The sequence below is a fragment of the Bradyrhizobium sp. 482_C4_N1_8 genome (genome assembly GCF_052075965.1).
GTDB classification, from domain to species: Bacteria; Pseudomonadota; Alphaproteobacteria; order Rhizobiales; family Xanthobacteraceae; genus Bradyrhizobium; species Bradyrhizobium barranii.
Window position 1 is genome coordinate 7,844,702 of sequence record NZ_CP197231.1, and the last position, 25,228, is coordinate 7,869,929.

General features: G+C 61.3%; 25 protein-coding genes, 1 tRNA gene and 1 pseudogene. 12 read left to right on the top strand and 15 right to left on the bottom strand.

What is annotated here, in order from left to right; all coding sequences use genetic code 11:
* Positions 1 to 116: 116 nt before the first annotated feature.
* Positions 117 to 1,211 (top strand): tetratricopeptide repeat protein, encoded by a 1,095-nt coding sequence (locus AB7Z56_RS37125; protein ID WP_084795304.1) that lies wholly within the window; start codon positions 117 to 119, stop codon positions 1,209 to 1,211.
* The gene (locus AB7Z56_RS37130; protein ID WP_341850541.1) at positions 1,145 to 1,864 is read left to right on the top strand and encodes a HigA family addiction module antitoxin; all 720 of its coding nucleotides are present in this window, start codon (positions 1,145 to 1,147) and stop codon (positions 1,862 to 1,864) included. The genes AB7Z56_RS37125 and AB7Z56_RS37130 overlap by 67 nt, the downstream gene beginning before the upstream one ends.
* Here the strand turns inward: AB7Z56_RS37130 and AB7Z56_RS37135 are convergent.
* Positions 1,800 to 2,081 (bottom strand): annotated as a pseudogene (locus AB7Z56_RS37135) (2'-5' RNA ligase family protein); the annotation flags it as partial. The gene AB7Z56_RS37130 and the pseudogene AB7Z56_RS37135 overlap by 65 nt on opposite strands.
* Positions 2,082 to 3,160: 1,079 nt before the next feature.
* On the opposite strand from AB7Z56_RS37135, the gene AB7Z56_RS37140 reads away from it, so the two are divergent.
* Complete coding sequence (locus tag AB7Z56_RS37140) at positions 3,161 to 3,835, top strand: recombinase family protein (RefSeq protein ID WP_441256756.1); 675 nt, start codon at positions 3,161 to 3,163, stop codon at positions 3,833 to 3,835.
* Positions 3,836 to 4,072: 237 nt separating this feature from the next.
* Here AB7Z56_RS37140 and AB7Z56_RS37145 read toward each other — a convergent pair whose 3' ends face one another.
* Entirely contained in the window at positions 4,073 to 4,741 is a 669-nt protein-coding gene (locus AB7Z56_RS37145) for a hypothetical protein (protein ID WP_441256757.1), read from the bottom strand.
* A gap of 192 nt (positions 4,742 to 4,933) precedes the next feature.
* Here AB7Z56_RS37145 and AB7Z56_RS37150 point away from each other — a divergent pair, with 192 nt between their 5' ends.
* Together AB7Z56_RS37150 and AB7Z56_RS37155 are read left to right on the top strand one after the other, a co-directional pair.
* Entirely contained in the window at positions 4,934 to 5,197 is a 264-nt protein-coding gene (locus tag AB7Z56_RS37150) for a hypothetical protein (protein WP_441256758.1), read from the top strand.
* A gap of 193 nt (positions 5,198 to 5,390) precedes the next feature.
* A complete protein-coding gene (locus AB7Z56_RS37155; protein ID WP_441256759.1) occupies positions 5,391 to 6,461 on the top strand; it encodes a hypothetical protein in 1,071 nt (356 codons plus the stop codon).
* A gap of 1,015 nt (positions 6,462 to 7,476) precedes the next feature.
* Here the strand turns inward: AB7Z56_RS37155 and AB7Z56_RS37160 are convergent.
* From AB7Z56_RS37160 to AB7Z56_RS37190, 7 genes are all read right to left on the bottom strand, one after another.
* Positions 7,477 to 8,826: a hypothetical protein gene (locus AB7Z56_RS37160; protein ID WP_441256760.1), complete on the bottom strand. Its 1,350-nt coding sequence runs from the start codon at positions 8,824 to 8,826 to the stop codon at positions 7,477 to 7,479.
* 25 nt (positions 8,827 to 8,851) lie between these two features.
* Positions 8,852 to 9,262, bottom strand: coding sequence for a hypothetical protein (locus tag AB7Z56_RS37165; protein ID WP_441256761.1), 411 nt, complete (start codon positions 9,260 to 9,262; stop codon positions 8,852 to 8,854).
* A 78-nt stretch (positions 9,263 to 9,340) separates the two neighbouring features.
* Positions 9,341 to 9,841, bottom strand: a complete 501-nt coding sequence (locus tag AB7Z56_RS37170; protein WP_441256762.1) for a hypothetical protein — start codon at positions 9,839 to 9,841, stop codon at positions 9,341 to 9,343.
* Between the two features lie 125 nt (positions 9,842 to 9,966).
* Entirely contained in the window at positions 9,967 to 10,191 is a 225-nt protein-coding gene (locus AB7Z56_RS37175; RefSeq protein WP_441256763.1) for a DUF6538 domain-containing protein, read from the bottom strand.
* Positions 10,192 to 10,279: 88 nt separating this feature from the next.
* Positions 10,280 to 10,354: transfer RNA gene (locus tag AB7Z56_RS37180), tRNA-Glu, on the bottom strand.
* Between the two features lie 139 nt (positions 10,355 to 10,493).
* Positions 10,494 to 11,084: a DUF2846 domain-containing protein gene (locus tag AB7Z56_RS37185; RefSeq protein WP_063985477.1), complete on the bottom strand. Its 591-nt coding sequence runs from the start codon at positions 11,082 to 11,084 to the stop codon at positions 10,494 to 10,496.
* A 98-nt stretch (positions 11,085 to 11,182) separates the two neighbouring features.
* Complete coding sequence (locus AB7Z56_RS37190) at positions 11,183 to 11,527, bottom strand: hypothetical protein (RefSeq protein ID WP_441256764.1); 345 nt, start codon at positions 11,525 to 11,527, stop codon at positions 11,183 to 11,185.
* On the opposite strand from AB7Z56_RS37190, the gene AB7Z56_RS37195 reads away from it, so the two are divergent.
* The 4 genes from AB7Z56_RS37195 to AB7Z56_RS37210 all read left to right on the top strand — a co-directional run bounded on the left by AB7Z56_RS37195 (position 11,526) and on the right by AB7Z56_RS37210 (position 15,006).
* Positions 11,526 to 12,533: an RluA family pseudouridine synthase gene (locus AB7Z56_RS37195; RefSeq protein ID WP_441256765.1), complete on the top strand. Its 1,008-nt coding sequence runs from the start codon at positions 11,526 to 11,528 to the stop codon at positions 12,531 to 12,533. The genes AB7Z56_RS37190 and AB7Z56_RS37195 overlap by 2 nt on opposite strands.
* A 216-nt stretch (positions 12,534 to 12,749) precedes the next feature.
* Positions 12,750 to 13,649, top strand: a complete 900-nt coding sequence (rpoH, locus tag AB7Z56_RS37200; protein ID WP_014492123.1) for an RNA polymerase sigma factor RpoH — start codon at positions 12,750 to 12,752, stop codon at positions 13,647 to 13,649.
* A gap of 334 nt (positions 13,650 to 13,983) precedes the next feature.
* On the top strand, positions 13,984 to 14,325 hold the full coding sequence (locus tag AB7Z56_RS37205; RefSeq protein ID WP_063985480.1) for a hypothetical protein: 342 nt from the start codon (positions 13,984 to 13,986) through the stop codon (positions 14,323 to 14,325).
* 333 nt (positions 14,326 to 14,658) lie between these two features.
* The gene (locus AB7Z56_RS37210; RefSeq protein ID WP_223153852.1) at positions 14,659 to 15,006 is read left to right on the top strand and encodes a hypothetical protein; all 348 of its coding nucleotides are present in this window, start codon (positions 14,659 to 14,661) and stop codon (positions 15,004 to 15,006) included.
* Positions 15,007 to 15,117: 111 nt separating this feature from the next.
* Here the strand turns inward: AB7Z56_RS37210 and AB7Z56_RS37215 are convergent, their stop codons facing one another.
* The 4 genes from AB7Z56_RS37215 to AB7Z56_RS37230 all read right to left on the bottom strand — a co-directional run bounded on the left by AB7Z56_RS37215 (position 15,118) and on the right by AB7Z56_RS37230 (position 18,673).
* Positions 15,118 to 15,744 (bottom strand): peptidoglycan recognition protein family protein, encoded by a 627-nt coding sequence (locus AB7Z56_RS37215; RefSeq protein WP_063985481.1) that lies wholly within the window; start codon positions 15,742 to 15,744, stop codon positions 15,118 to 15,120.
* Positions 15,745 to 15,778: 34 nt separating this feature from the next.
* Entirely contained in the window at positions 15,779 to 16,990 is a 1,212-nt protein-coding gene (locus AB7Z56_RS37220; protein WP_063985482.1) for a GGDEF domain-containing protein, read from the bottom strand.
* A gap of 641 nt (positions 16,991 to 17,631) precedes the next feature.
* Entirely contained in the window at positions 17,632 to 18,243 is a 612-nt protein-coding gene (locus AB7Z56_RS37225) for a LysE family translocator (protein ID WP_063985483.1), read from the bottom strand.
* Between the two features lie 55 nt (positions 18,244 to 18,298).
* Positions 18,299 to 18,673 (bottom strand): response regulator, encoded by a 375-nt coding sequence (locus AB7Z56_RS37230; RefSeq protein WP_028150703.1) that lies wholly within the window; start codon positions 18,671 to 18,673, stop codon positions 18,299 to 18,301.
* A gap of 120 nt (positions 18,674 to 18,793) precedes the next feature.
* Here AB7Z56_RS37230 and AB7Z56_RS37235 point away from each other — a divergent pair, with 120 nt between their 5' ends.
* Entirely contained in the window at positions 18,794 to 19,630 is an 837-nt protein-coding gene (locus AB7Z56_RS37235; protein ID WP_063985484.1) for an SDR family NAD(P)-dependent oxidoreductase, read from the top strand.
* Between the two features lie 187 nt (positions 19,631 to 19,817).
* Here the strand turns inward: AB7Z56_RS37235 and AB7Z56_RS37240 are convergent, their stop codons facing one another.
* Positions 19,818 to 20,624, bottom strand: a complete 807-nt coding sequence (locus AB7Z56_RS37240) for a lytic murein transglycosylase (protein ID WP_063985485.1) — start codon at positions 20,622 to 20,624, stop codon at positions 19,818 to 19,820.
* 167 nt (positions 20,625 to 20,791) lie between these two features.
* Here AB7Z56_RS37240 and AB7Z56_RS37245 point away from each other — a divergent pair, with 167 nt between their 5' ends.
* Both AB7Z56_RS37245 and AB7Z56_RS37250 read left to right on the top strand, forming a co-directional pair.
* On the top strand, positions 20,792 to 21,724 hold the full coding sequence (locus AB7Z56_RS37245; RefSeq protein ID WP_187387816.1) for an OmpA family protein: 933 nt from the start codon (positions 20,792 to 20,794) through the stop codon (positions 21,722 to 21,724).
* A gap of 634 nt (positions 21,725 to 22,358) precedes the next feature.
* The gene (locus tag AB7Z56_RS37250; RefSeq protein ID WP_028150700.1) at positions 22,359 to 22,595 is read left to right on the top strand and encodes a hypothetical protein; all 237 of its coding nucleotides are present in this window, start codon (positions 22,359 to 22,361) and stop codon (positions 22,593 to 22,595) included.
* A gap of 109 nt (positions 22,596 to 22,704) precedes the next feature.
* Here AB7Z56_RS37250 and rpoD read toward each other — a convergent pair whose 3' ends face one another.
* Positions 22,705 to 24,864, bottom strand: a complete 2,160-nt coding sequence (rpoD, locus tag AB7Z56_RS37255) for an RNA polymerase sigma factor RpoD (RefSeq protein ID WP_063985486.1) — start codon at positions 24,862 to 24,864, stop codon at positions 22,705 to 22,707.
* Positions 24,865 to 25,228: the final 364 nt, after the last annotated feature.

A 25,228-nucleotide genomic window follows, 5' to 3' on the forward strand; every position in this document is an offset into this window, starting at 1 on the left:
TAGTGCAGATTTTGGGGAGAACGACTACCGCCACTGATGCCGATGCTGCATGCGCTCGCGACCTCGCGGCATGTCTTGCCCGAAGGGCAACGGACCAACAAGCCTCCGGTAGAACGATGGAAAAGATCGCTATAAGGTTGCCGTCGCGGCAGGTCGCGTTGCCTGCGTCGGGATCATCGGCCAAGTGTGTCGTGCAAGGGGGCGAAATGTCTGCAATGTCAAATCAGGGCCTGCGCATCGGCTGCAGGGCAGCTTTGATCATCTTCATCGTCGTCTCGGCGGCAAGCGCGTTTGCGGCCACCCCACAAGACCTGAACGATTGTCAGGACAGCACCGATGTCCCGCGCATGATGGCAGCGTGCAGCAGCCTCTCCCAGGACGCCAGACTACCTCCCGGTGCAAGATCCATGGCATTGCTCAAGCATGGCTTCGGAAATTTTGCACTCGGCAACATGGATGCGGCTCAAGCCGACTTCACCGAGGCGGTCAGGCTCAACCCGAAGAACAACTACGCTCATCACGAGCTGGGACTGACCTTGGCCAAAAAGGGCGACACCACACGCGCAATCGCTTCTCTCACCGAGGCCATCAATCTTGATCCCTCAGGTGCCGCAAGCCGGTTCATTCGCGGGCAGATTTATATGTCCGAGGACAGGCTGGACGAGGCGATCCGGGATTTCACCGATGCCATCAGGCTTGGACCCGACAAGAACACCACCTTTGCCAAAGACCAGGAGGTGAGTCGTCCGGAGGCCGATCGCGTCGCGACTGACTACTACGCGGCCCGGGGAGATGCGTACTATCGGAGAGGCGATTTCAGGGATGCCGCTTCGGACTATGACCGGGAGGCGCGGTTTTCCGATCCCGATGGCTACGGCGTGATTTGGGGATCGGTGGCGCGGATGCAGGGACGATCTGCCGATGCGGGCATCGCGCTGTCTGCTGCACTCGACAAGGGCCAGCTCAGGGATTGGCCGAGAACCGTTGGCGAATTGCTCGTCGGCCGGATCACTCCCGCCGCAGCCCTGGCTTCGGCCAGGAATTCAGATCAAACCTGCGAGGCGCACTATTACGGTGGGATTGTTCAGCTCAAGGCCAACGACACAGTCGCGGCCCGGAACGAGTTTGCGGCCGCGCGAGACGGATGCCCGACCTCGTTTCGAGAGTATCGTGCCGCCATTGCCGACCTGAAGCGATTGCAGGCGCAGTGATCGCAGAGGCGGAGAAAGCGACCGGCAAAATCCTGCGCGAGGAATTTCTCGTTCCGCTCAAACTGACACCCTACGCGATCGCGGCCGCCCTGAACGTGCCGCGCACCCGGATCGGGCACATTGCGCGCGAGGAAAAGCCCGTCACGGCCGATACTGCGCTGCAGCTCGGAAAATTCTTCAAGACTGGCGCTGCGTTCTGGATGAACATTCAGACGCGCTTCGATCTGGAAACGGCCGTCGGCGTGATTATCGACACCCACGAGCACACCGGCATGGCCGAGATCCTTATGAAGAGAGAACACCGAGTTCGATGGTATGCCCTGGGCGAGAAGATCACCTTTAACTCCGCCGAGATCGCCTTCGCCTGCAACATGTTTGCTAGCGACTTGGCGTCGAAGCTACCGACCTTGCCCACCGTGGCCGTGCCATCGACTACGGGGGCAATCGCTGCTCAGCGATTACCTGAACCGGCGGAAAGGCAACGCAATCTGCCACGTCGAACAGCACTTCCATGCTTCGATCAAACGATCGCGCAAAAGCAATCGCGTCATCACGCCGCTCATCGGCGATGCGCAAGCCGAGCGTACAATGCGGCGTCCATGCCCCGGGCCGGTAATGAGGGCGGCAATGCGCCGGGTCGATTGCGGCGCTGACGGAGCTGTGGATGCGGGTTAGCGCCTCATTGGAGTTCGGCTCCGCCCAGAGAACGAGAGGCGAGCCTGCGAACCAACGAATCCGTTTGAACTCGATGCGAAATTGCGCTTCGCCAGCGACGGCCGCCAGCATGGCCGCCCATGCTATCTTTTCGTCGATCGCAGGCGAGTCGTAGATCGCAAATGTAAAATGTGGCCGGTAGCCAAGGGTGCGCATCGAAGGCTCGACTTCGAACGCTACGACCTGATCCCACAGCCGCTCGATCTCACTTGCTGAATTGTTATCGGCTCGAACGTTGATCGCCAATGCCACAAGCGCTCACCCAGCGGGGGGAACAATCAAATCGAGATCAAGGGAAGGTAGCTTCAAGGCAATGGCGCTCCCTAGGGGAGACGACGCTCAACCTTAGAAGCGACTATAAACACCGCGAAAATCAGGCTTGCTGTATTCGCATTGCTACCACTTGTTGCTACCATGGACAAGAGAGTTGGACCGAGCGCGGTTCGGTCGAATAGTCCGCGTCATAGCAGCCTTTAGCTGGCGTTGTGGTCAGTGAGTCGACTAACGTCTCTTAGGGGGGCGAGGATTCTCCGTATCGGCCTTCAGGCCACTTAATAGATCTTGCTGAGAACTCTCTGCAGCAACCTTTCGTTTCATCTCTAGATCACTTGAAATATACTTTTCCATAAGATCAACCCGTTTCGTCAATGCGTCCAGCGACCTTGATAAGAATGCAACTTGGTTTAGCGGCGCTCTAGTTCTTTGATTTTCGGAAATGATATGCGCTTGTTCATCTCGCCGCTGCACCGGGGGTGTCCCTTCGATCCGCGCGGGCTCGGCACGCCCTGTTGAAAACGGACAAGTTACTCCAAGGTAAATTTCGACGCTCAAGGAACGTGCAGCCATTCCTCGTAAAGGCAATTTGGACGCTGTCACACCGGCTAACCACCGAGAGATTTCATCATAGGAAATGTCACAATGAGGCTTTTCCTCCAAATCGCTTTCAGAAAGGAGGGCTTTGGTGACGAGGCGGCCCAAGCCTGCAAAATCACTTAAGACTCGGCTGGGAGTCCTGCTTCTCGCAGAGGCGCTCTGCAATCTGTTGAGTAAGTACTAAATCCATAAGCGGACTCGCGTGCAACCGGGAGTAGACGAATAGCAAACGCAACGTCTTTGACAAGCAGGATAAATGCTTTTGCTGCGCGCCTTCTCATAAAGTAGAAGGCAACGAGAGCCTTGTATAAAATCTAAATGACCGTATAGTTCTTATACAGCATCAGTTTGAGAGCACGGACATGTCCGACATAGCCCCGATGATCACTTACATTCGAGTTTCGACCTCGGGCCAAGGACGCTCGGGGCTGGGCATTGAGGCACAACGACAAGCGCTCGCCCATTTCGCGACCGCTGAGGGCTTTCAGGTCGCGCGAGAGTTCGTAGAGGTGGAGACAGGCAAGGGTGCAGACGCCTTGGACCGCCGCCCACAGCTCAAGGCCGCGCTAGCAGCCGCACGGAAGCTCAGGTGTCACGTTGGTGTAGCCAAGCTGGATCGCCTCAGCCGTGACGTCCATTTCATATCCGGCCTGATGGCTCACAAGGTGCCGTTCCTGGTCGCGGAGCTAGGGCCCGACGTTGACCCCTTCGTGCTTCACCTGTTCGCCGCGCTTGCCGAGAAGGAACGCGCGCTCATCTCGACACGCACCCGTCAAGCCCTTACGGCCGCTAAGGCTCGCGGGGTCACCTTGGGCAACCCTAAGCTCCATGCGGCACGTAGGAGCGCTGTGGAAGCGGTGAAGGCAGAGGCAAACAAGTACGCGGCGAATGTGCTGCCTATCATCCGCGAGGCTCAGAAGGCCGGCGCGACCTCTCTCCGAGCAATCGCTGACGCACTCAATGCGCGTGGGATAGCAACGCCGCGTGGTGGCCAATGGCACGCGACGAGCGTCAAGAACCTACTGGAACGCGCTTGAGCCCACACTGAGAGCTTGGGGGATAGAGCTGATGGCAACGGTCGAGACGGGCTTGTGCGGCCTCGCGGCCTTCGCGGTACATTGGAGAGCCATGGGCCGCGTTTGGGAAAACGAATGGGGCCCCGGAATTCCACCGGGCCCCTTTCTTGGCCGACCCAGCCACCCCGGCTTCAAAAACTCGGGGCTAAAGGCTGCCGCCGCCGCCGAGGTTACTGCAGCAGTGGCCCCCTCGCGAGGTCAGCGACAGCTATCTGAGGCCAGAGGAAACAGCACGATAGCTGGTACCCCGAACTTCTCGGGACATTTCCCATCCTGGATGGAAATGTACGGGTTGCGTCCCTTGAGCAGCCTCTCGACCTCAACCTCACCGTAATTCAATCGAGCCATGTATGTATTGAGGCTCTTCCCAGAGGCGTCAGCACGGGCCAACAATTGTTCGATGATGTCCCTATCGGGATGGCGTTGCTCCCAATCAACCGCCAAGTCGATGTCGCCCACTTCCGGGGCGTCACTAGCATACGAACCGAACGTCCGCACCCGTTTGACCCGGAAGACAAGCTCATCCCGCTCGTTGATTTCGGCGACACGCTCAAGCATCTGCTTGACCAGAGTGTCTCCCTTCGCCCGCGTAATCCGCTTGACGAAGCGGGCCACACATAGGCGCGAGCCGAGTTTAGTAATCGAGTAGTCTGATTTCGATATAGGCCTATCTTTTTCTGCCCTTGGCTCGGCAAATCCCGCGACGATCATGGCTTGTGTGACCAGCTCGGCCTGAGTTCTAGGGACACCAAGCTCAGCTTCCACCTCAGCGACAGTGAAGCTCGTGCCGTCCCGATAGTGGCGAAGGAAATTGCGGATTTCGATCAGCGGAATTCCCGCGACCGTATCGTGTTTGTTGACTTCCACGGCTACTTCCTTCCGGTGTCGTGCAGCAGGTCTCCCCGGGCCTTTAGCAAACCGGCTAGACATACGGAAGCATTGCAAGCCGCTCAACGTTGCCCTCTGCGCCTCGTCTCATAGCGTGATTGGCACCGTCTTTGCTGAATGCCGAAATGCGCGGCGAGCACGTCCCAAAACAGACCAGCGCACGGGCTACTTATGGCAAACTCGTATCTACTTGAGACGCTCCGGGCAACCGCAGCGGCGAACAGACTTCAAATCGCGACACTGATCGAGAGCCTATTGCGCTCGGTCGAGCTGCTCACCGTCGACATCGAGCACGAGGAGACCCGGGTGGGTGTTCGTGACTTGTCGGATCCAACCTACCCGGTGTTGGCGCGGAGCCTGAGGGCACGCAAGGACAACATTCGCGCTACCATGGCTTCGTTGAAAACGCTGGTTCAGTCACCGGAGGCGGCTTAGCTAGCCTAACGGCGACGGAGCACTGTCAAAACAACCACCACCGTCCCCGCCGCGGCCACAGTAGCCGCACGCGGGGCGAACGATAGATAGATAGATCGATCCGATTGGCCTCAAGCAGATAAGATTATATATTGAAAAAGCTCGCAGAACAACCTAAGGTGACGTCTTTCATGCGTTGATGGTGGGCACCACCATGACGGAATTTTTCCAAGCCGTCGCTCAAGTCCTACAGTTCGTAATTGGCTCGTCCACGGCTGCTGCTTTGACGGCGGTGGGCCTCTTACTTTTGCTTCTTACGGCGGCCATGATTTACATTGGACTGGGTAGGAAGCCAGATGAAACGCCTAATTCATTGAGAGCCGCTCTGTACCTCTGTCTGGTCGGCGGTATAATTTTCTCGGCGGCGGGTCCAAGTTTGGCCCTCTACAACGAGGTTTCCCAAGCCGCGCGATATCCGATCCGGATGATGAGTACGGATGAAATGCGCAATCGGCTCGCCGACAATACTCGTGTCCGATACGTCGTACGTTTGATCGCGTACAACAACAGCGACGAGAAGGAAAAAGGACAACTGAGCATCGACGCAATTTCGAAACTGGGATCGAAATTAGGGCCTCCAAAGCAACTTTATTCGTTCGTCGGCGACTATGAGGAGCTGAAAGGTCGCACCGTAGCAGAGGCGATCGATATGGTCGGGATTGAAAGAGGTTACGACCGCGTGACAGCAATCATCTTCCCGCTGCCTAGAAAGAAGGGTGATACGTCGAATTTCTACCCGGCGAATGCTCGTGGTCTCCTCCAAGTAATAAAAATCGCGGAAAAGGACGTGGAAGCAAAAGACCGATTTATCAAGCCCGATACATTCAACGCCGTGGAACTGACAGACCTAGGTCACGCTGATATAAACACTTACCCGATTAAGGCCCATGAAAAGCTCTATCCGGCTTATTGCCGGTCAGCGAGGTCGTATTTTTGCTCTTCTACTCATCCGTCGCGTGAACTTATCGGTGGGCTTTTCCGCGACTGGCATCCCTTGGGGTTTTCGCAAAGTGATCCTCCGGATGCGCCTTGCTCAATTCCTGAAGAGAAATTTTGCGCTTTCACTGGCTGGGACAAAGTCCGAACAGACTTCAAAAATCACTTTGGTGGCCGAGCTTTCCTTATCGAAAATCTCGACGTCAACAATATAACCGGCCGGATCATGATCGACTTCACTGATCCGAAAAATCAAAAGATCCCCGAGATTGCGTTGCCGCCGCAGTAGGAGACCAAAGACACCTCTTGGCCGGAGCTGCTGCCCAATTCGACTATGGCTCAAGGCGACATACGGGGAACTAGTCTTTACCGTGAAACCGCTCACCTTTCCCCCGGCCACCACGTAGACGGCGGGTCACTCGGCTGAAATCTTCCGGTGCCGCAGGTCGACCAAGTGGCTCCCAAGCGCTCAGTTGCGCCAGACCTTGCTGAAGGGTATCGCGTGCCCGATCATGTTATACCAGTTCGGTACGATATTCACCGACCCCGCCGCTCCGCACTCCGTACAGACCAGACACCAACCCACACGCGACCAAGGGCGATCCGCAGGAATGTCGAGCCTAAAGTCCAGGGCGCGTTTGCAGTCCCCATTGAGGCACTGAATGTTGCAGGTGACGTGACCGCCTGCGATCCACTCGGCGGGGCTCCTCGGTGGAAAACTACCGGCCCATTTTGGTGTCGGGCGTCGGGACATCCTGCGATGAAAGCACCGCCAGACACGAGCGGCAAATGATCAATCTCTTGGGGTCGTTGGGCCTACTTGAATAAGGCCCGTCGGGGGTGTGGATAGGATTTCATCGCGAGCCCTCCCCACGACCAGGAAAATTGGTCGCTAAGGGGCCGAAACGGTATGACACCAGCGATCCCTCAGGTGCCCTTTGGAGTCATTAGGAGAGTCACTGGCGCGATTTGCGCTCGGCGGGGCCCTCCGGCATCTCCGTCCGCGTTAGGAGTCCCTGAGGCTTCTGTGAGCCTCGCAAGCGGCTGGAGTTCCCACTTGGATCGCAGAAGCAACAACTGAGACGCTGATTTACACAAAGTGGTCCCAGTGTACCTATGTCTTCTCTGCTTCGTTCCTATGTCTTCTCTGCTTCGTTCCCCGCCTGCCTGTCCCCTCCTTCCCTCTCTCTGTTGTTCTCTAATTATGGTTATCCATCCTATCCTTCTCCTTGGTTCCCCTTTGGGTCTGCCTTTGCCCCTCCAGTATCCGCTTTGTGACGGCTCCTGTTGGTCTCACTTTGGCCTCAACCTGCGATGGACGGCACAGGTGCGGGCTGATTGATCTTCAATCTTGGGACCACCTTCTGCTGTGCCTGAAACCTGCTCCTCAACGTCTCGCTGGCCAGCTCCGCTTTGGAGACTGGAACGATCAGGCTGTCGTGGACGACAAGACTTGGGACTTGGTGTTCTTGCATCAATTCCCGCATGGTCGAGAACATCACCTCGCTCTCAAGCCACATCAGGTCGGCCCAGCTGTAGTTGCGACCATTGAGCGGCTCGCCCCAGCTCTTCAGCACAGGATACTTGGTGAATACGGCCTTGGAGATGCCGGCGACCCGGTGTTCCCGCAGAGCGGGGTCATCTGCGAGCATGTCCTCTGGCCATCTCTTGATTGGCTTTGCGCTGCCGAATGTCCCGACGAACCACTGCTTCACCGCTCCTCGGTGCTCCACCCCAAGCCCCGGAAGTAGGTAGGGGTCCTCTGAAAGGTCCAGTTGGAGCCCATGGAGCGACAGGAAAATGGTGAGATAGCTTCCGCTGATGTCGATTTCGGCCACCCGCTCGCCATTGATCGTCATCTTCTGCCGACTTGTTGCGGACTGCGTTTGGTAGTTTCCGGCGTGCTGGCTGTAGAGCCTGCCTCCCTTATTCCACTCGAAGTCTGAATCATCACCGTTCTGGAAGATGCGGACGTAGCCTTGATGCACTCCGCCGCGCAGCGTGTACTTGGCGAAGAACTCATTCAGCTCGGAAATGGCGTGCTCCATCCCCTTTAAAACTGGTGTACTTTCGAACTCCATCGGCTTCCCGACAAGCTCAGTCGTGCGGTAGGACGTCTTGAGCTTACGTTTCCGCAGCTGAACAGGGTGCTTGGGAAGTTCGTACTCAAATTCAAAGTGATCGAGTACAGCGGCGGGTGGCACACCATGCTCAGTGCAGAACCCGAGCAATTCCGGTGTTGCGCGGAAACGTGCAGCGTACTTCCCGGTGTCTTCGCGCTCGTCCGAGACCATGTGTCCGGGTACGTGCTGCAAGAAGCCCAATCCCTCAAGCCCGTTGTACAACTGATTGAAGGCGTGCCGCCCGACGGGAGCGCCAGTGAAGGATGCTTTGTTCAAAGACTTGTAAACCCAGCAGCCCTCGTGCTCCTCTGCCTCGAACGGACGCAAGAGGTCAGCCAGGAATGCTCCGGTGGCGTATTGGAGCTTGCCTGCGGTGTCCCTGCGTTTCCTTTCCCGCAATCCGGCGTGGATCGTGTACTCCTCCACCATCGACGCGAGCTTTGCGACAAGGGCTTGGGCTTGCTCGGATGTTGGGTGTGCTCTTAGGGTGGCGTAGGTGGCTGCTTGTAGTTCTTCTCGATGGATCATCATCTGCCCGATAGACCCGAGGCGGGTGTCACGCCTTTCCCCTGATACGATTGAATTCATCGATTTGGCGGACCAGCTCGTTCGTGCGCCTCGTCAACAGGCTTCCTTGAGTGTAACCGGACGCCTCAATCATGCACGTGATGGCCGCCCGGCAAATCCGATCAAGCGCCTTCTCGTATTCACTGCTGGGCTCTTCCTGCCAGCCGACACGTTGTGACGCTCTATCCACCAACTCCATGGCGGGCATCTTCGGTTTGAGTGCCAAGGTTTCGAGGAAAGCGCGCAGGCTCTCCACTGCTTGACCCCGGTAATGTCGATCAGCACTTCGCGAGCAACGCAGGAGATTTACATATAGATCACCGAGGTCTCTAACGACAGAGTACTCCTTGTTGGCCTCCGCTGTCAGCGCAGCGATCCTCTTGTATTCTTCTTCGTTCATAACGGTTGGCTCCAGCTCAAATAGAATGATCGACCATGCGCTCTGGAACAGCGCGTTGGGGTTGGTCAGAACTCGAATTCAGGACGTCCTCTTCTTCGAGGTCCGACTAGCTATGGGCCGAACACGCGACAGATCCAAACCGGGATAACTAATTTCATCGACTGCTCGCTTTAGGGCCGTCACGCCCCAACGCTGCAGCATGGCCTTGGCTCCATAGGTACGACTGACGGATTTGCCGCTACTGCGTCCAGTCAGAGCGTCACGCAACTCTTCATCAGGTGTCGTGCGCCGGAGAGCGTCCTGAAATCCGTGGCGAAAGCTGTGGTAAACCTTGTTGCTGTCGTTGATGCCAACATGATTTCGTAGGTAACGGCCCCACCATTTCGACCAAGCGCTCAATGCGCCCTTCTGATCAGGGGCGACCATAGGGAACAACCATGCCCGCTCGCCTTCCCTGCGCCGTGCAGCCACGTACTCAAGAAAACCGAGCGCTGTGAGCTGGGGATGTACGGGAACGACGCGCTCAGATGTCTTCGTCTTGAGCCGTCGTCCTGCCTTGGTATCCCTCGTGAACCACATGAGCAAAACTCCGGTCTCCTCAGCCTCACGAACGTCAGACACACGAAGCCCCGCGTACTCCGCTTGGCGTGCACCCGCGAACAGCGCGAGCAGAGGTAACCAAATCCCAGCGTCACCTTTCGCCCCTACGGGGAGCTTGTGCTCGGTGAACAGCGGCGTGTTGAAAATGGTTTGGCCGCCACGTTGGCCGCCTTTAGGTGCTTGGTGCCGAGTGACTTCTTGAGGAACACCTGTCGGTCCCGGCCGGTGTTGAGCACACGCGCAACAGCCTCTTGGAGGCGCTCAGGCACCTTCCGCTGGGCGTAGTACGTCCCGTTTCTGTCCTTGATCAGTCCCATCAACGCGCGCATCAAAGCTACGACCGAGTGCTACCACCTGAGCGCAGTCAAAGCCATGATTTGCGTGATGTTTTTGAAATCTCAGCGCTTCTAGAGTCGCTGGCGCTCCCTAGGGGAATCGAACCCCTGTTTCAGCCTTGAGAGGGCCGCGTCCTAACCGCTAGACGAAGGGAGCGTGAGGGACAGGACATAGCCGCGAAATTTGCCGACGGCAAGCCTCGATGGGGTACGAAAATCCCGGATATGCACGGTCAATGCGGCTCAAGCTTAATTGCGGGGCAGGCCGCCGCGCCCCGCGAAACTGCCGGGAACACTCACGGCTGCTTCAGTTTCTCGATCGCCGCAGCGCCGGCGGCCGGCTCCAGGCGGAACAGGCCCGCGCCCGCAAAGGCTGATTTGAACGGCGAAGAGGACCGGATCTGCTGGCCGCTGCTGCCGGCGAAGGCCTGGTTGAGGAGGTCCTGGCCGATGGCGCCCGTCCGCTGCACCCCGACGCCGAAATAGTAGGTCTTGCCGGCCTCGACGGGGACCTCGACCTCATAGTCCGTCATCGACATCTTCATGTGGGAGGCGATCTTGTGGACGCCCGGCGGCCGGTCGACGAAGAAGAACGTCCCCATGTCGACCTTTCCGACGGACTTGCCGTCGATCAGGATTTCCGACGAGGCTGCCATTCCGCCCATCGCGCCGAAAATGCCCTTCTCGCGCAGGAAATAGAGCCTTGCGTTCCGCGAGCCCGTTGGCTTGGCCTGCGCCGCGGGTTGTTTGGCCGGTGCGGCAAGTCCAGCCTGCCTGGCTGGCGCTGTGGGCTGCCTGGCCGGCTCTGCGAGCGCCGCAAATCCAGCGCATCCGTACGTTCCGACAACGAGTGCAATTGCGACGACGCGCGACTTGATACGTCCCATTCCCAGTCCCAGCCCAACTTCCCAAGCCCAAGAGCTAAATCAGAAGTTGCGCGGCAAGACAAACTGGACCGGAGAACGATCAACAGCCGCGGCCGGCCCTACGGCTCATTGGCAAATTTCAGCTTTCCGGCCGGCTTCAGGGTGTGGGCGTCGAAGGTGCGGATCTCGATGACGCCGCCCACGTCCAGCATGACCACGAGGCGGTCGCCGGCGACCCCGGTCGAGACGATCCTGGCGCCCTTGGGCAGGGCGGCGGTGACGTCACCGGCCATTTCGGACGCCCTTCCCTCCGACTTGAAAAGGCGGTAGCCCACCGCAATCAGGACGGCGCAGATTGCCAGCGCCGTGGTCAACCCCGCGATCAGCATCATCCGCCGCACCCGCGCGAACAGCGCGGCCTGCTCGGGGCTCGGTTCGGGAACAGCGGTATCAGACGTCGTCATGGATAGCTCAGGCTCTGCGCAAAGGTTGGAAGTTGTCGTCGCCGGCGACGAGGGCTCGGCTCGGCTTGACCGCGTGCTGGCGGCGCACCTCACCGACCTGTCGCGATCGAGGCTGAAAGCCCTGATTTTGGCGGGCGCGGTGAGCCTCAAGGACGCCGCGATCCGCGACCCCGCTTATCACGTCACATCCGGCGATACGATCACAATCGACGTGCCGGAGGCGGCCCCGCCCGAGCCCAAGGGCGAGGATATCGCCCTCGACATCGTGTTCGAGGACGACGACATCGTCGTCCTCAACAAGCCGAAGGGCCTCGTCGTGCACCCCGCGGCCGGCCACGAGACCGGCACGCTGGTCAACGCGCTGATCGCCCATTGCGGCGGCTCGCTCTCCGGCATCGGCGGGGTACGCCGGCCCGGCATCGTGCACCGGCTCGACAAGGACACGACCGGGCTGATGGTGGTCGCCAAGAACGACCTCGCCCATGCCTCGCTCACCGCGCAATTCGCCGACCACGGCCGGACGGGCGCGATGCGCCGCGGCTACATGGCCTTCGCCTGGGGGCTGCCAGGACGCCACCGCGGCACCGTCGATGCGCCGATCGACCGCCACCCGTATGCGCGCGAGAAGATGGCGGTGCGCCAGGGCGGCCGCGAGGCGGTGACGCATTGGGAGCTTCTGGAGAGTTTTGCGGGGCGTGACGGCAAGCCGATCGCCTCCCTGCTCGCCTGCGAACTCGAGACCGGACGCACCCACCAGATCCGCGTCCACCTCGCCCATATCGGCCATCCCCTGATGGGCGACGCCGTCTATGGCCCGCACTTCAAGACCAAGGCGAACCACCTCGGCCCGGAGTCGCAGGCGACTCTGGCCACGCTTGGACGGCAGGCCCTGCATGCCTATTTGCTGGTATTGGAGCACCCGAGAACCGGAGAATTACTCCACTGGGAAGCGCCTCTGCCGAAGGATTTGCTTCTCCTTCAGGACGCTCTGAAAGCGGCGCTATGACGCAGGCCGCCTTGGAAAAGCGTTACATTACAAAAAGTTATAGCTGCCACACGGGGACGTGACGTCAGCAATCCTTCCCTTTTTGACCCCCCTTGGGGTATATTGCGCTTGCGTTGGAAATGACCAACGGAACATCGCAGCTACGGCCGGCTTTAACACAGCGGTCGTCTGCCTGGCCCGCCGCTATCGGGGGCCTGAACCTTGGAGGGCTTCATCATGGCCCGTACCGCTGCTTTGCCGGTCCTCAATGGAGAATCCGGCCTTTCTCGCTACCTCGCCGAGATCCGCAAGTTCCCGATGCTGGAACCCCAGCAGGAATACATGCTCGCCAAGCGTTGGCGTGAGCATGATGATCGCGACGCGGCGCACCAACTCGTCACCAGCCATCTCCGCCTCGTGGCCAAGATCGCCATGGGCTATCGCGGCTACGGCCTGCCGATCTCCGAGGTCGTCTCGGAAGGCAATGTCGGCCTCATGCAGGCGGTGAAGCGTTTCGAACCCGAAAAGGGGTTCCGTCTCGCCACCTACGCGATGTGGTGGATCAAGGCGTCGATTCAAGAGTACATCCTGCGTTCCTGGTCGCTCGTGAAGATGGGCACCACCGCGAACCAGAAGAAGCTGTTCTTCAACCTGCGCAAGGCGAAGAGCAAGATCAACGCGCTGGACGAGGGCGATCTCCGCCCCGACCAGGTGAAGATCATTGCCAAGCGCCTCGGCGTCACCGACCAGGACGTGATCGACATGAACCGCCGCCTCGGTGGCGACGCGTCGCTCAACGCTCCGATCCGCGATGACGGCGAAGCCGGCGAATGGCAGGACTGGCTGGTCGACAACACGCCCAACCAGGAAGCCATGCTGGCGGAGCACGAGGAGTATGACGAACGCCGTGACGCGCTGAACGGCGCCATGGGCGTGCTCAACCCGCGCGAACGCCGCATTTTCGAGGCTCGCCGCCTCGCCGATGAGCCGATGACGCTGGAAGACCTTGCCGCCGAGTTCGGCGTGTCGCGCGAGCGCGTCCGCCAGATCGAAGTCCGCGCCTTTGAAAAGGTGCAGGCCGCGGTCAAGGGCACGATCGCACGGGCGGAACAGGCCGCACTGGAAGCCGCGCACTAAGCGGGCTTTCGCGGTAGATATTGGCGGATCGACAAGAGGCAGAAAGCCGGCGGCAACGCCGGCTTTTTTGTTTGTGGCGATGCTCTGTTTGAGTGATCCGCCGTGCCTTCTCTGCGCGATGCGACGCGCGCCGTACCTCCACACTCGCTGTCGTGCCCCGGCTTGAACCGGGCGATGACAGCGGTGGTTGTGGCGGAAAGTCTTACCAAGTGAGATCGCCATCACAGTCTCCTTCCCCTGGCCGACATAGAACCGGGCTTGCCTTGAACCCGCGCGTCCGGTCAACCGACCCAGAATGATCGGGCCGGCGGCCTCAACTGAACGGACACCAACCGTGTCGATCATCCTGCAATCCACCGTCGGCGGCTTCTCCGCCCAGTTCATGCGCAAGCTGCCGCTGGTCGAGCAAGCGATGCGCGAGCACGGGCTCGATCCCGCGGAGTTCGTCATCTCCAAGGACTATGCCTCGACCGCGACGATCCCGCTCATGGGCCCGTTCTTCTATAATTACAGCGTGTTCTTCGGCGACGAACAATTCACCGTCACCGAGCCGAACGACATGGTGTTCCTGGACTACTTCTTCAAACGCGTGCTGGCGTCGGACGGCCCGCCGGAATTGCCACGGCGGCCGGGATTGATGCGGCGGCTGTTCGGATGGATGGCGCAGCCGGTTTAGCTCGTCATTCCGGAGCGCGTCATGGATGCTTCCCGCTCAATCGTCCTTGTCGATCACGCTTGCCGCAGGACGCTTGCTGATGTATGTGCTGCCGCCCGGCGCGATATCGCGCCTTTGTTGTTCAGCGCAACCAAGGGAGGCGGCATGAAAAGTAGATCGATACGTTCTGACCGCCGACCTCTTTGATCGGCAATCGGTCATAAGCTGAACGCCGCTTCGCGGCTGTTCTCCATTCATTGCATCTGGCTGCGAGGGGCGCGACGCAACAAGGCGTCGCGCCGTGTCGTCATGTATTTGCGGTTCGTTACACCGCTCATCCACCCGCACAGTCGCGTGGAGAGCGGCTTCTTTCGTGCGTCCTGGTATGTCCAGCGAAACAACTGTCCGGACTGGATCCGGCATGAGCTCTCGGACCAGTTCAATTGGTTCGCGCAGCATCTGCCGCTTCCTGGACGCATCGCGCGTCACTTCAAGCGGCGCGATTCGATCTGGGGCATTTGCTGGTTCGATCCTCAAGCCCGCGAGGCTGTCAGCCGCGCGCGCTACTGCGCTTGGCTGCTCGAGGAGGGTGGCCTGCCGGTGCGCACGATTACAACCTCGCGCCAGCGCGAAGTGATCTGGCGCGACGCGCACCAGATCGTCACGAAGCCTTCCGCCGATCTTCCCAAGGCATTCCCCTGAGCCTGGGAAGACCGGTGGACTTGGGATGGCGATGAGAGCCGATAGCGATCGCTCTCGATGGCCGTCCGGCACCGGAGGTTTCGGCCTTTGGTTGCCGGACGCGCCTGCTCGTCACTCCCCCCAAATCCGCGCCAGCGTCGCGAGCCAGCAGCCTTCGCAATAGCGGGCGTCCTTGTAGTCGATCCAGTTGTGCGCATAGACGTGGTCGAGCGGGATGCCGTAGCGCGCGCGCAGCACCTTCACGAGGATCTTCCAGGCCGCGACCTGCGCCTCGGTCGGGCCCGCGGTGACATCCGGATAGTTGCCGGCGAACTCGACGCCGATCGAGTTGTCGCGCACCACCTGGCGATAGGTCGATCTGTTGTCGATATACTTGTTGTCGTTGCGGTTGGCGCCGTCGCCATGGGTCGGCACGAGATTCTCCGCAACCGCCCAATAAACCGTGCCGTCGGTCTCGACCCACACGGTGACGCCGCGGCGCGTCGGGTTCTTCGATTGCTCCGCCGCGCCACCGCGCGCCGAGCCTGCCGGCCCCTCGGTCTGGTGCACGATGATGTTGCGCCAGGGATGGGCGTCGCGGACATCGCCCCATGGCGCGAGCCAGACCATTTTCAGGCCGGGAATGTCAGGCGTGCCGGAGACGCGCGCGATCTTTGCGAGCTCGGCATCCGTCGCAGCGGCTGGGGTCAACAGAAGAAGGGCGGCGAAAAAAGCCGCGGGCAGGCGGAGGATCATCATACGGGTCCAAGGCGGGCCCAAATCCTAGCAGGCTTCATGCGAATTTGCGCGTGGCCTCGCCGAGCCCGGGCCGCTCAGGCGAGAGCGGCGGAGCCGGATCGTAGACGGCAAAGTCGTTCTTGCCGTTTTTCTTGGCGTCATAGAGGGCGTGGTCGGCATGGGCGATGAGGCGGTCCGGAAACTGGCCGATGCCGCGGTCCCATTCGGCAACGCCGATCGAGATCGCGATCGGGATGTCCCTGGTTGTACAGGCCGCGGCGTCCTGGCGGCAGACCTCAAGCACGCGGCGGGCGATCGCGGCAGCCTCGCGCAGGGACGAGGACGGCAGCACGACGCAGAACTCGTCGCCGCCGGTGCGGGCCAGCATGTCGCCCGGCCGCAGCCGCGTTTGCGCCATCAGGGTGAAGTGCCGCAAGCAGGCATCGCCCGCGGCGTGACCATGGGAGTCATTGATGGCCTTGAAGCCGTCGAGATCGATCACCAGCAGCGAGAACGGCTCGCCGCTGCGCTCAGACCGGGCGCATTCCTCGGACAGGCGCTGCAACAAATGGCGCCGGTTGGCGACGCCGGTGAGATCGTCGAGCAGCGCGAGGTCGGCGACCTCGTTGCGCAGGCGATCCATCGCCATCAGCAGGAAGCCGAAATTGAGCGTCATCGACAGGAACAGGAGGCCCAGCACCATGACGCCATGAGCCTGACCGCCGGCGCGCGCCGAGAAATCGTGGCCGAGCAGATTACCCAGCGTGCGAACCGCAAAGATCCCGATGATGGTGAGGATGACGATGCCGGACAGCCGCGCGCCCGGGCTGACGCGGCCCTCCGGCGGCGCAAGGAGCAGACGCAGCGCCAGCACCAGCGGCAAGGCCTGGCCGAGCGTGTAGCTGAGCATGCGCAGCTGCATGTGCTCGAAGCCGACCATGAAGAACACGACGCCGGCGAGGCTTAGCACCCCCGTTGCGGCCATGACGCGCCATGAGACCGGCCGGTCATAGAAGCGCTGAATGCCCATGGCGGCGAGGCAGCTCGCCGCGATGATACCGGCAGCGCCGACAAGAAGCGGCAGGGGAGAGGCGACGAACAGGCGGACTAGGGCCGTCATCGCGCCGGCGGCGCCGACGAACGACGATGCCATCCAGAACCGCGCGGCCGCAAATTTCGGATAGGAGCGCGTCACGTAGGCCCAGATCAGGCCAAGCGCCAGGAAGTTGACGACGAAGACCGTCCAGAGTGTCGGTACGTTCAGCATGGCGCGTGCGGCACGCGCAGCGTCGCACCCCCCATCTCTGGCAGCCGTTCGTCCATGACCCTTCCCCGCGTTCTTGCGGAGAAGAATGCGCGGATTGCACTTAACGGAACCTCACTGCGATCTGCGAAAGCTCGCCCTTGGTTTTGGATTCATGAACAGTGCGCCGCGATTATCGGATCATTAGGCATGTCGCGGTCTCCCTGCGCGGCCACGCCGATGCGCATCGCGATGCGGATTCGTGGGCAAAAATCACCCGAAAACGCATCTGAGCTGTGGATAACGTAATGACACAGATGTGACAGCACGGGGCAGCCGCCCGCGAATCTGCTGAGTTTGTGGTCGAGGATGTTGCGAGGCTGGCCCTCCGCCGAGCATCCCTCGTGTCGCGTTTAACCATGAACCCTTGAGAGGATACTATGGCTAAGAAAGCGAAGAAGGCGAAGAAGGCGACGAAGAAAAAGGCCAAGAAGGCCGCCAAGAAGAAGTAGCCAGCATGTTCTTTGCCCGGGTGGAGCCTCGCTCCGCCCGGGCGTCGGGTAAGGTCGAGAGAGTTTGAGGATGGCGGGCGCAAGGCCCGCTTTTTTATTGGCCGCACTCTGCTGCGGCGTCTCCCCGCAAGCGGGGAGAGATGAAGGAGAAGCCTAGCGCTCCGCAAACGCCAGCTTGGCACCAAGCGCCGCAAAGCCGGCGGCAAAGCTGCGGCGCAGCCAGGCCATGACACGCGGGCGGGAGATGACGCGATCGCGTACCGACGCCGCACAGAGACCGTAGAGGACGAACACCGCAAAGGTCATAGCCATGAAGGCGCCGCTCAATTCCAGCATCCGCGCCAGCACATGGGCTTCATCCACCGCAATGAACTGCGGCAGAAAGGCCAGGAAGAAGATCGATAGTTTCGGGTTGAGGATGTTGATCAGGAAGCCGGTGACGATGACGCGGCGGCTCGACCGCTCCTTGATCTCGCCATCGACCGCGAGCGCTCCAGTCTCACGCAGCGCCTGCCAGGACATGTAGAGCAGATAGGCGACGCCGCCCCATTTCAGCGCGGCAAAGGCGAGCGCGCTGGTATGCAGCACCGCGGCAAGCCCAAGCATCGCAGCTATCATGTGCGGCACGATTCCGAGCGTGCAGCCGAAGGCGGCAGCGATGCTCGCGCGCGAGCCGCGGGTCAGCGCCGCAGCCAGGGTGTAGAGCACGCCGGTGCCGGGCGAGGCGACGACGATGAGCGAGGTAAGCAGGAAGGACAAGGTCATGGGCAGACCCTATCACCGCGCCTCACGGCAAGAAAGCGAGCCCCCGGATCAATCGTCAGGACAGCTGCGCGAGCTCGGCCTCGCGGAGCACGTCGAGCGGAGCCCACGGCTTGGCCCAGAATTTTGCGCCGTCGGGTAACGGCTGCGCCAAGGGACGGCCGGAGGTGACGACGATATCGAGCTTTGGATTGCGGTCCTTGGCGACGTGCGCGAGCTCGACCCCGGTCATGCGCCCCGCAAGCTGGACGTCCGTCAGCATCAGACAGAGCGCGCCGGCGCTTCTGTCGAGCACCCGCTGGGCAGCCTCGGCGCTGTCGCACTGGATGACCTGGTAGCCGCTCTCCTCCAGCAGAAGACTGAGCATCTCCCGTTGCATGACGTCGTCTTCGACGATCAACGCCGTGGCGCGAAATGGTTCTGCCTGTCCCATGGGGCTGCTCCAGTGCTTGCTTGCGTAACCTATGTTAAGGAGCCAGTTCGCCGGTGGTTCAGTTCCATCATGAAAAATGTAGATCATAGTTCCACACGACCGGCTTGACGGGGGGACATCATGACTGCCATTCGCGGCGCCGCCGCCATCACGGGAGCGGCGAGCGGCATTGGCCGCGCGCTGGCGATCGAGCTCGGAAGTCGCGGCTGCGATCTCGCGCTCGCCGACCGCGACGAGGCCGGATTGAAGACGCTCGCCGCCGAGATCGGTGCCGCACGCAAGGTCAGCGTGCATCGCGTCGACGTCAGCGAGCCCGGCGACATCGCGGAGTTCGCGCGTGATGCGATCGCGGCCCATCCCGCGCTCGGCATCGTCATCAACAATGCCGGCGTGGCGCTGATGGGGACGTTCGAGGAGATCGACCAGGCGCAGATGGAGTGGCTGTTCGACATCAATTTCTGGGGCGTGGTGCACGGTACGCGCGCTTTCCTGCCGCACCTGAAGACGCTGGCAGAGGCGCACATCGTCAACGTCTCCTCGATCTTCGGCATCATCGCGCCGCCCGGACAGTCGGCCTATGCCGCCGCCAAGTTCGCGGTGCGCGGCTTTTCCGAGAGCGTGCGGCACGAGCTTGCGGTCGCGGGCAGCCCCGTAAAACTGTCGGTGGTGCATCCCGGCGGCGTCGCCACCGCCATCGCGCGCAATTCGCGCACCGGGGTCGGCGTCACCGACAATGCGCGCCGCGCGCAATCGATCGAGCGGTTCGAGAACGCGGCAAAGACCACGCCGAAAGACGCCGCGCTGCGCATCATCAAGGGCATCGAGAACAACCAGCCCCGCATCCTGATCGGCAACGACGCCCGCTTCATGGACATTTTGCAGCGCTTTCGCCCCGGGACCTATTGGGCGCCGTTGCAGCGGAAGCTGGAGAAGATGGCAAAGGGGACGGCGAAGTAGGCGTGACGCGACGGCATCGCCGCTGCGTGCTCCGCTGTCGCCACACCACCGCTGTCATGCCCCGGCTTGACCGGGGCATCCAGTACGCCGCGGCTTCTCGGTTCTAGCCGCGCCTCCTCTGGAATACTGGATCGCCCGCCCCAGTACGCAAGTGCGCACAAGGCGGGCGATGACACCGAGTATGTGGTCACTGCCCCGCCAGCCGATCCGCAAAATAGCCGATCGTCTTGCGGTAGATCACCGCTCTGTTCCACTCCCGCATCGCCTCGAAATTGGCGGTGCCTTCGCCGTAAGGCTGGCCCATCTTGAAGCCGCTGGTGTGAAGCAGGTTCGCGGTCGAGGCGAGCACGTCGGGCACGCTGTGGCGCAGATCGACGTGGCCGTCGCCGTCGAAATCGACGCCGTATTTGATGTAGGACGACGGCAGAAACTGGGTCTGGCCGATCTCGCCGGCATAGGCGCCGATGAGGTCGCGCAGCGGCAGGTCGCCGCGCTGCACGATCTTGAGCGCGGCGAGCAGCTCGCCCTGGAACAGCTCGGTGCGGCGGCAATCATGCGCGAGCGTGGCGAGCGTGCGGATCACCGGCAGCTTGCCGATGTCGCCCTTGCCGAAATCGCTTTCCAGCCCCCAGATCGCGACCAGGATATAGCGGGGCACGCCGAACTGCTGCTCGATGCGCGAGAGCAGCGCCGCGTGGCGCTGCAACAGTGCCTTGCCGCCATTGATGCGGCCAGGGCCGACGCGGGTCGAGACATACTGTTCAAAGCTCTTGTTGAAGGTGTAGCGCTGGCGCCGGTCGAAGGCGAGCACCGCGCCATCCTGGGCGATACCGCTGAAGGCCGCGCTGGTCACGCTCGCCGAGACGCCGGCTCCTTGCGCCTCCGAGCTCATGCTGGCGACGAAGCTGTTGAAGTCGCCGCCGCAACGCGCGGCCTGCGCCGATCCGCCGGCCAGACAGAGGATGAAGGCGGTGGCCAGGGCGAGTCTCGACATGCGGGAAAATCCTTTGAAGAATGAACGCGGAAGCGCGCGATCATGCCCGGGAACCGGATTCGCGTCAAAGCGGCAGATCCTCGCCAGAACCGATCGTCAGAACCGATCGTATCTTGGCCGCGACAAATGAATTGCGCTCGCCCCGTCCCCAACCGATCGAGATCACCATGCCCATTCCGCACCGGATGCTCGCTGTCCTCGCCCTGCTCTCCTTCACCGCCACGGCCGCCGCCGCGCAGACCCGCGATGTCGCAGGCAGCCGCGACTATCCCGGCATCGGCCGCTTCACCGGCAGCGTCATCACCGGCTACGTGACGAAGGATTTTGACGCCGCACGGATGCAGGCGGCCGCCTTTAGGGACGGCCAGCCGGCAGATGCGCGGCGGCTCGAAGGCCGCATCTTCCGCATCGCCTATCGCACCAATCCCGGCCCCTCGATCCTGGAAGTGTCGCGCAATTTCGAGACGCAGCTTGCGAAAGCCGGCTTCGAGACCTTGCTCGCCTGCGACACCGACGCCTGCGGTGCGATTCCCTTCACCGAGGCGATCGACACGCTGCCGGTGCCGCAGATGTGGGTCGACGGCTTCAACTACCGCTATTTTGCCGGCCGCAAGACCGAAGGCGGGCGCGAGACCTATGCCAGCGTCATCGTCAGCCAGAACAACCAGGACATTTATGCGCAGGTTACAGTCGCCGAGCTCGGCGCCATCGCGAACAAGATGGTCGATGCCGCCGCGATGGCGAAGGGTCTTGGCGAGACCGGTCACATCGCGCTCTACGGCATCTATTTCGATACCGACAAGGCGGTGCTGAAGCCGGAGAGCCGCCCGACGCTGGAGCAGATCGCAAAGCTGCTGACGAGTCAGCCGCAGCTCAACGTCTTCATCGTCGGCCACACCGACGGCCAGGGCGCTTACGAGTACAATCTCGATCTCTCGAAGCGCCGCGCCGAAGCGGTCGCAGCCGAACTCGTGAAAAGCTTTCGGATCGCGCAGACGCGGCTGCGCACCGCCGGCGTCGGATTGCTGGCACCAGTCGGTTCCAACGCTACGGACGCCGGCCGCGCGCTCAACCGGCGCGTGGAGCTGGTGGCGCCGTAACGGCCTCACTCATCTTCCCACCTGCGCTCCGAGTATCTGTTGAATGGCGTTGTCGGTGGAGAAGTGGCTCGTCGTAGCGGAACTCGTCACGTGTACGCAGTGAGATGTGCAACCACGGATATGGAACTCGTTCGCACAATGGAACACAACCTGTGCACGCGGACGGAAGACGTGCAGGCGAACGCGCATTTTTACAAAGCACGCACCTCTCGTTGCGTTGCGAGAGCGGGAAATATGAACAAAGTGATTTGGCCATCCAAACAATTGCTTTGATGCGCATCGAAACCAGATGTCGCGATCAGCGCATATCTGACGCGCTCGATGCGACATCACGGCGTCAACGATTTGCCTTGCCACGCTATGGCGCAAGTTATAGTATTCTATTCTAGGTTGTCGCCCCGCCAGCCCCGGGCGACGCTGAAGACCAAAAATAAACGGCGGGCTTTGCGGCCCGCCGTTTGTTGAGCGAAGGGTTGCATCGGATTTTACGAAGCGCCGGACGCATCCGAACATCCAGCAAACGGACTTCATCGATCGATTGCGCAGCCGAGACCGCCGCGACAGGTCCGTGTGACCACCGGAAAACCCGCCAAAGTCATTTGACTATAGCGCCCTGATCGACGACAAGCCCGCCATGGCCAAAAAACCTGGAACCAATCCCAAGGGCGAGTTCGCCTTTTTCAACGTCTTCTACGAAGACGGCTCCCAACGCTCCAACCGGCGCGTGCCTGCGGAGCTGCTCGGAGGCCTGGACGGCGACGAGCCCGCGCGCGGTTTCATCATGGAGCAGGACCGCGAGATCGCGGAAAAGTCCGGCCGCCCGCCGCTGGCAATCAAGACCCTCGACCGGGTCGGCGCGAAGAAGAAGTAGGCTCCGTCCGACTCGCGAAGCGTCGGCACAAATAGAAAACGGCGGGCTTTCGGCCCGCCGTTTTCGTTTGGATGAATGCCCGGGACTGGCCCGGGCACGACGATCCGAATTAGTTGTCCAGGAACGACCGCAACTTCCGGCTCCGCGACGGATGCTTCAGCTTGCGCAGCGCCTTCGCTTCGATCTGGCGGATACGTTCGCGGGTGACCGAGAACTGCTGGCCGACTTCTTCCAGCGTGTGGTCGGTGTTCATGCCGATGCCGAAGCGCATGCGCAGCACGCGCTCTTCGCGCGGGGTGAGCGAGGCGAGCACGCGCGTCGTGGTCTCGCGCAGGTTCGACTGGATCGCGGCGTCGATCGGCAGGATCGCGTTCTTGTCCTCGATGAAATCGCCGAGGTGTGAATCCTCTTCGTCACCGACCGGGGTCTCGAGCGACAGTGGCTCCTTGGCGATCTTGAGGACCTTGCGGACCTTCTCCAGGGGCATGCCGAGCTTCTCGGCGAGCTCTTCCGGGGTCGGCTCGCGGCCGATCTCGTTGAGCATCTGGCGCGAGGTGCGCACGATCTTGTTGATCGTCTCGATCATGTGCACGGGGATGCGGATAGTGCGCGCCTGGTCGGCGATCGAGCGGGTGATCGCCTGCCGGATCCACCACGTGGCGTAGGTCGAGAACTTGTAGCCGCGGCGGTATTCGAACTTATCAACCGCCTTCATCAGGCCGATGTTGCCTTCCTGGATCAGGTCGAGGAACTGCAGGCCGCGGTTGGTGTACTTCTTGGCGATCGAGATCACGAGACGGAGGTTGGCTTCCACCATCTCCTTCTTGGCCTGGCGTGCCTCGCGCTCGCCCTTCTGCACGGAGTGCACGATCTTGCGGAACTCGACGATCTCGAGGCCGGTGAGCGCGGCGAGCTGGTGCACCTCGTGACGGAGGTCCTTGATGCGGTCCTTCTCGATATGGACGAAGTTCTTCCAGCCCTTGGCCGAGAGCTTCGAGACGCGGTTGAGCCAGCGCGGATCGAGCTCGGAGCCGGTGTAGTTGCGCAGGAAGTCCTCACGCGCGACGCCATGGCTATCGGCAAGGCGCATCAGGCGGCCCTCGTGCGACACGAGGCGCTTGTTGATGTCGTAGAGCTGCTCGACCAGTGAGTCGATACGCGCCTGGTTCAGGCGCAGCGACTTCACCTCGACGATAATCTCGTCCTTCAGCTTGCGATATTTGCGTTCCTGGTGCGGCGACAGCGAGGGCCCGTGCGAAGTGCTCTCGAGCTGGTTCTGGATGTCCTGCTCCTGAAGCTTGCGCAGCTTCTTGTAGCTGTCGGCGATCTTGTCGAAGATCTCGACGACCTTCGGCTTGAGCTCGGCCTCGATGGCCGCGAGCGACATCTGGTTCTCGAACTCGTCGTCCTCGTCCATGTCGGCTTCGGCGGCGGCTTCGCCCGGATCCTTCTCGCCTTCGCCGGCATTGCCGGGCGCAGGCGCGGCGCGGAACGGGGTCGGCGACGGCGGCGCGGCGGGCGGAGCGACATGCGCCGGCGCAGCTCCGTTCACGACAGCGGCCTCGCCGCCTTCGGCGGACGCTTCGCCGTTCTCGCCGGTCGGACCGCCGATCATCGCGGTGTTCATGCCGCCCTTGGCGTCGGGCCCGGCATAGGTCGCTTCGAGATCGATGATGTCGCGAAGGAAGATCTTGCCTTCGTTGAGCTCGTCGCGCCAGATGATGATGGCCTGGAAGGTCAGCGGGCTTTCGCAGAGGCCTGCGATCATCGCCTCGCGGCCGGCCTCGATGCGCTTCGCAATCGCGATTTCGCCTTCGCGGGACAGGAGCTCGACCGTACCCATCTCGCGCAGATACATGCGCACGGGGTCGTCGGTGCGCTCGCCCGGCTCGCTCTTCTTGACCTCGGTGACGGCCTTCTGGGTGACCTCGACGAGCTCGTTATCGGTCTCGTCCTCGCCGCCCTCGTCCTTGTCCTCCTCGCCGTCGCTATCGTCGGCTTCGGTGACGTTGATGCCCATGTCCGAGAGCATGGACATGATGTCCTCGATCTGCTCGGGGGAGGTCTGGTCGGACGGCAAAACTTCGTTGAGCTGATCGAAGGTCACGAAGCCGCGCTTCTTGGCCTGCTTGATCATCTTCTTCACGGCCGCGTCGGACAGATCGAGCAACGGCGACGGCGCGTCCTGGGAGTCCTTCTCCGGCGCGTCCGCTGCCTTGTCGTCCTTTTCTTTGTCCTTCGCCTGCAGCGTCTTTGCCTTGGTGGCCATCCATTGCTCCTAAACGCGCTTCATGCAGAAGGCCGAACGGCCCGCCCGCCTGAATTCACTTGAACCTGTTGTTCGACGCTCTCGCTTCGTCAGATCGCGACACGGAAAGGGCGGCGCGGATATCTCTCGCCACCCCGACCTTCTCTCTCGCCGGATTTGCCTAACGCTTCGTGAGCCTCTTTGTCGCAGCGGATGCAGGTGTAGTGCCAACAGCGATTGCGCGGATTCATTCCTGACGCGTCTGTTCTGCCTGCGGCCGCCTGGTGGCCAAAGTGCTACAAGACCGTTAAGCCTCGATTAACCCTGTTTTTGCCGCCAAACCTTGGATTTGGCGAGTCTTTTAGCGGTTCCGGTCCCGGCCGTC

Excerpts from the sequence above, each read along its gene's own strand:
- AB7Z56_RS37195 (WP_441256765.1), top strand. The coding sequence starts at position 11,526 with ATGGATAGCTCAGGCTCTGCGCAAAGGTTGGAAGTTGTCGTCGCCGGC.
- AB7Z56_RS37175 (WP_441256763.1), bottom strand. The coding sequence starts at position 10,191 with ATGCGCGCGTTGATGGGACTGATCAAGGACAGAAACGGGACGTACTAC.
- AB7Z56_RS37215 (WP_063985481.1), bottom strand. The coding sequence starts at position 15,744 with ATGATGATCCTCCGCCTGCCCGCGGCTTTTTTCGCCGCCCTTCTTCTG.
- rpoH (WP_014492123.1), top strand. The coding sequence starts at position 12,750 with ATGGCCCGTACCGCTGCTTTGCCGGTCCTCAATGGAGAATCCGGCCTT.
- AB7Z56_RS37165 (WP_441256761.1), bottom strand. The coding sequence starts at position 9,262 with ATGAACGAAGAAGAATACAAGAGGATCGCTGCGCTGACAGCGGAGGCC.
- AB7Z56_RS37150 (WP_441256758.1), top strand. The coding sequence starts at position 4,934 with ATGGCAAACTCGTATCTACTTGAGACGCTCCGGGCAACCGCAGCGGCG.
- AB7Z56_RS37230 (WP_028150703.1), bottom strand. The coding sequence starts at position 18,673 with ATGGGACAGGCAGAACCATTTCGCGCCACGGCGTTGATCGTCGAAGAC.
- AB7Z56_RS37220 (WP_063985482.1), bottom strand. The coding sequence starts at position 16,990 with ATGCTGAACGTACCGACACTCTGGACGGTCTTCGTCGTCAACTTCCTG.
- AB7Z56_RS37170 (WP_441256762.1), bottom strand. The coding sequence starts at position 9,841 with ATGTGGTTCACGAGGGATACCAAGGCAGGACGACGGCTCAAGACGAAG.
- AB7Z56_RS37125 (WP_084795304.1), top strand. The coding sequence starts at position 117 with ATGGAAAAGATCGCTATAAGGTTGCCGTCGCGGCAGGTCGCGTTGCCT.
- AB7Z56_RS37250 (WP_028150700.1), top strand. The coding sequence starts at position 22,359 with ATGGCCAAAAAACCTGGAACCAATCCCAAGGGCGAGTTCGCCTTTTTC.
- AB7Z56_RS37225 (WP_063985483.1), bottom strand. The coding sequence starts at position 18,243 with ATGACCTTGTCCTTCCTGCTTACCTCGCTCATCGTCGTCGCCTCGCCC.
- AB7Z56_RS37190 (WP_441256764.1), bottom strand. The coding sequence starts at position 11,527 with ATGACGACGTCTGATACCGCTGTTCCCGAACCGAGCCCCGAGCAGGCC.
- AB7Z56_RS37130 (WP_341850541.1), top strand. The coding sequence starts at position 1,145 with ATGCCCGACCTCGTTTCGAGAGTATCGTGCCGCCATTGCCGACCTGAA.
- AB7Z56_RS37155 (WP_441256759.1), top strand. The coding sequence starts at position 5,391 with ATGACGGAATTTTTCCAAGCCGTCGCTCAAGTCCTACAGTTCGTAATT.
- rpoD (WP_063985486.1), bottom strand. The coding sequence starts at position 24,864 with ATGGCCACCAAGGCAAAGACGCTGCAGGCGAAGGACAAAGAAAAGGAC.
- AB7Z56_RS37240 (WP_063985485.1), bottom strand. The coding sequence starts at position 20,624 with ATGTCGAGACTCGCCCTGGCCACCGCCTTCATCCTCTGTCTGGCCGGC.
- AB7Z56_RS37245 (WP_187387816.1), top strand. The coding sequence starts at position 20,792 with ATGCCCATTCCGCACCGGATGCTCGCTGTCCTCGCCCTGCTCTCCTTC.
- AB7Z56_RS37160 (WP_441256760.1), bottom strand. The coding sequence starts at position 8,826 with ATGATGATCCATCGAGAAGAACTACAAGCAGCCACCTACGCCACCCTA.
- AB7Z56_RS37235 (WP_063985484.1), top strand. The coding sequence starts at position 18,794 with ATGACTGCCATTCGCGGCGCCGCCGCCATCACGGGAGCGGCGAGCGGC.
- AB7Z56_RS37140 (WP_441256756.1), top strand. The coding sequence starts at position 3,161 with ATGTCCGACATAGCCCCGATGATCACTTACATTCGAGTTTCGACCTCG.
- AB7Z56_RS37185 (WP_063985477.1), bottom strand. The coding sequence starts at position 11,084 with ATGGGACGTATCAAGTCGCGCGTCGTCGCAATTGCACTCGTTGTCGGA.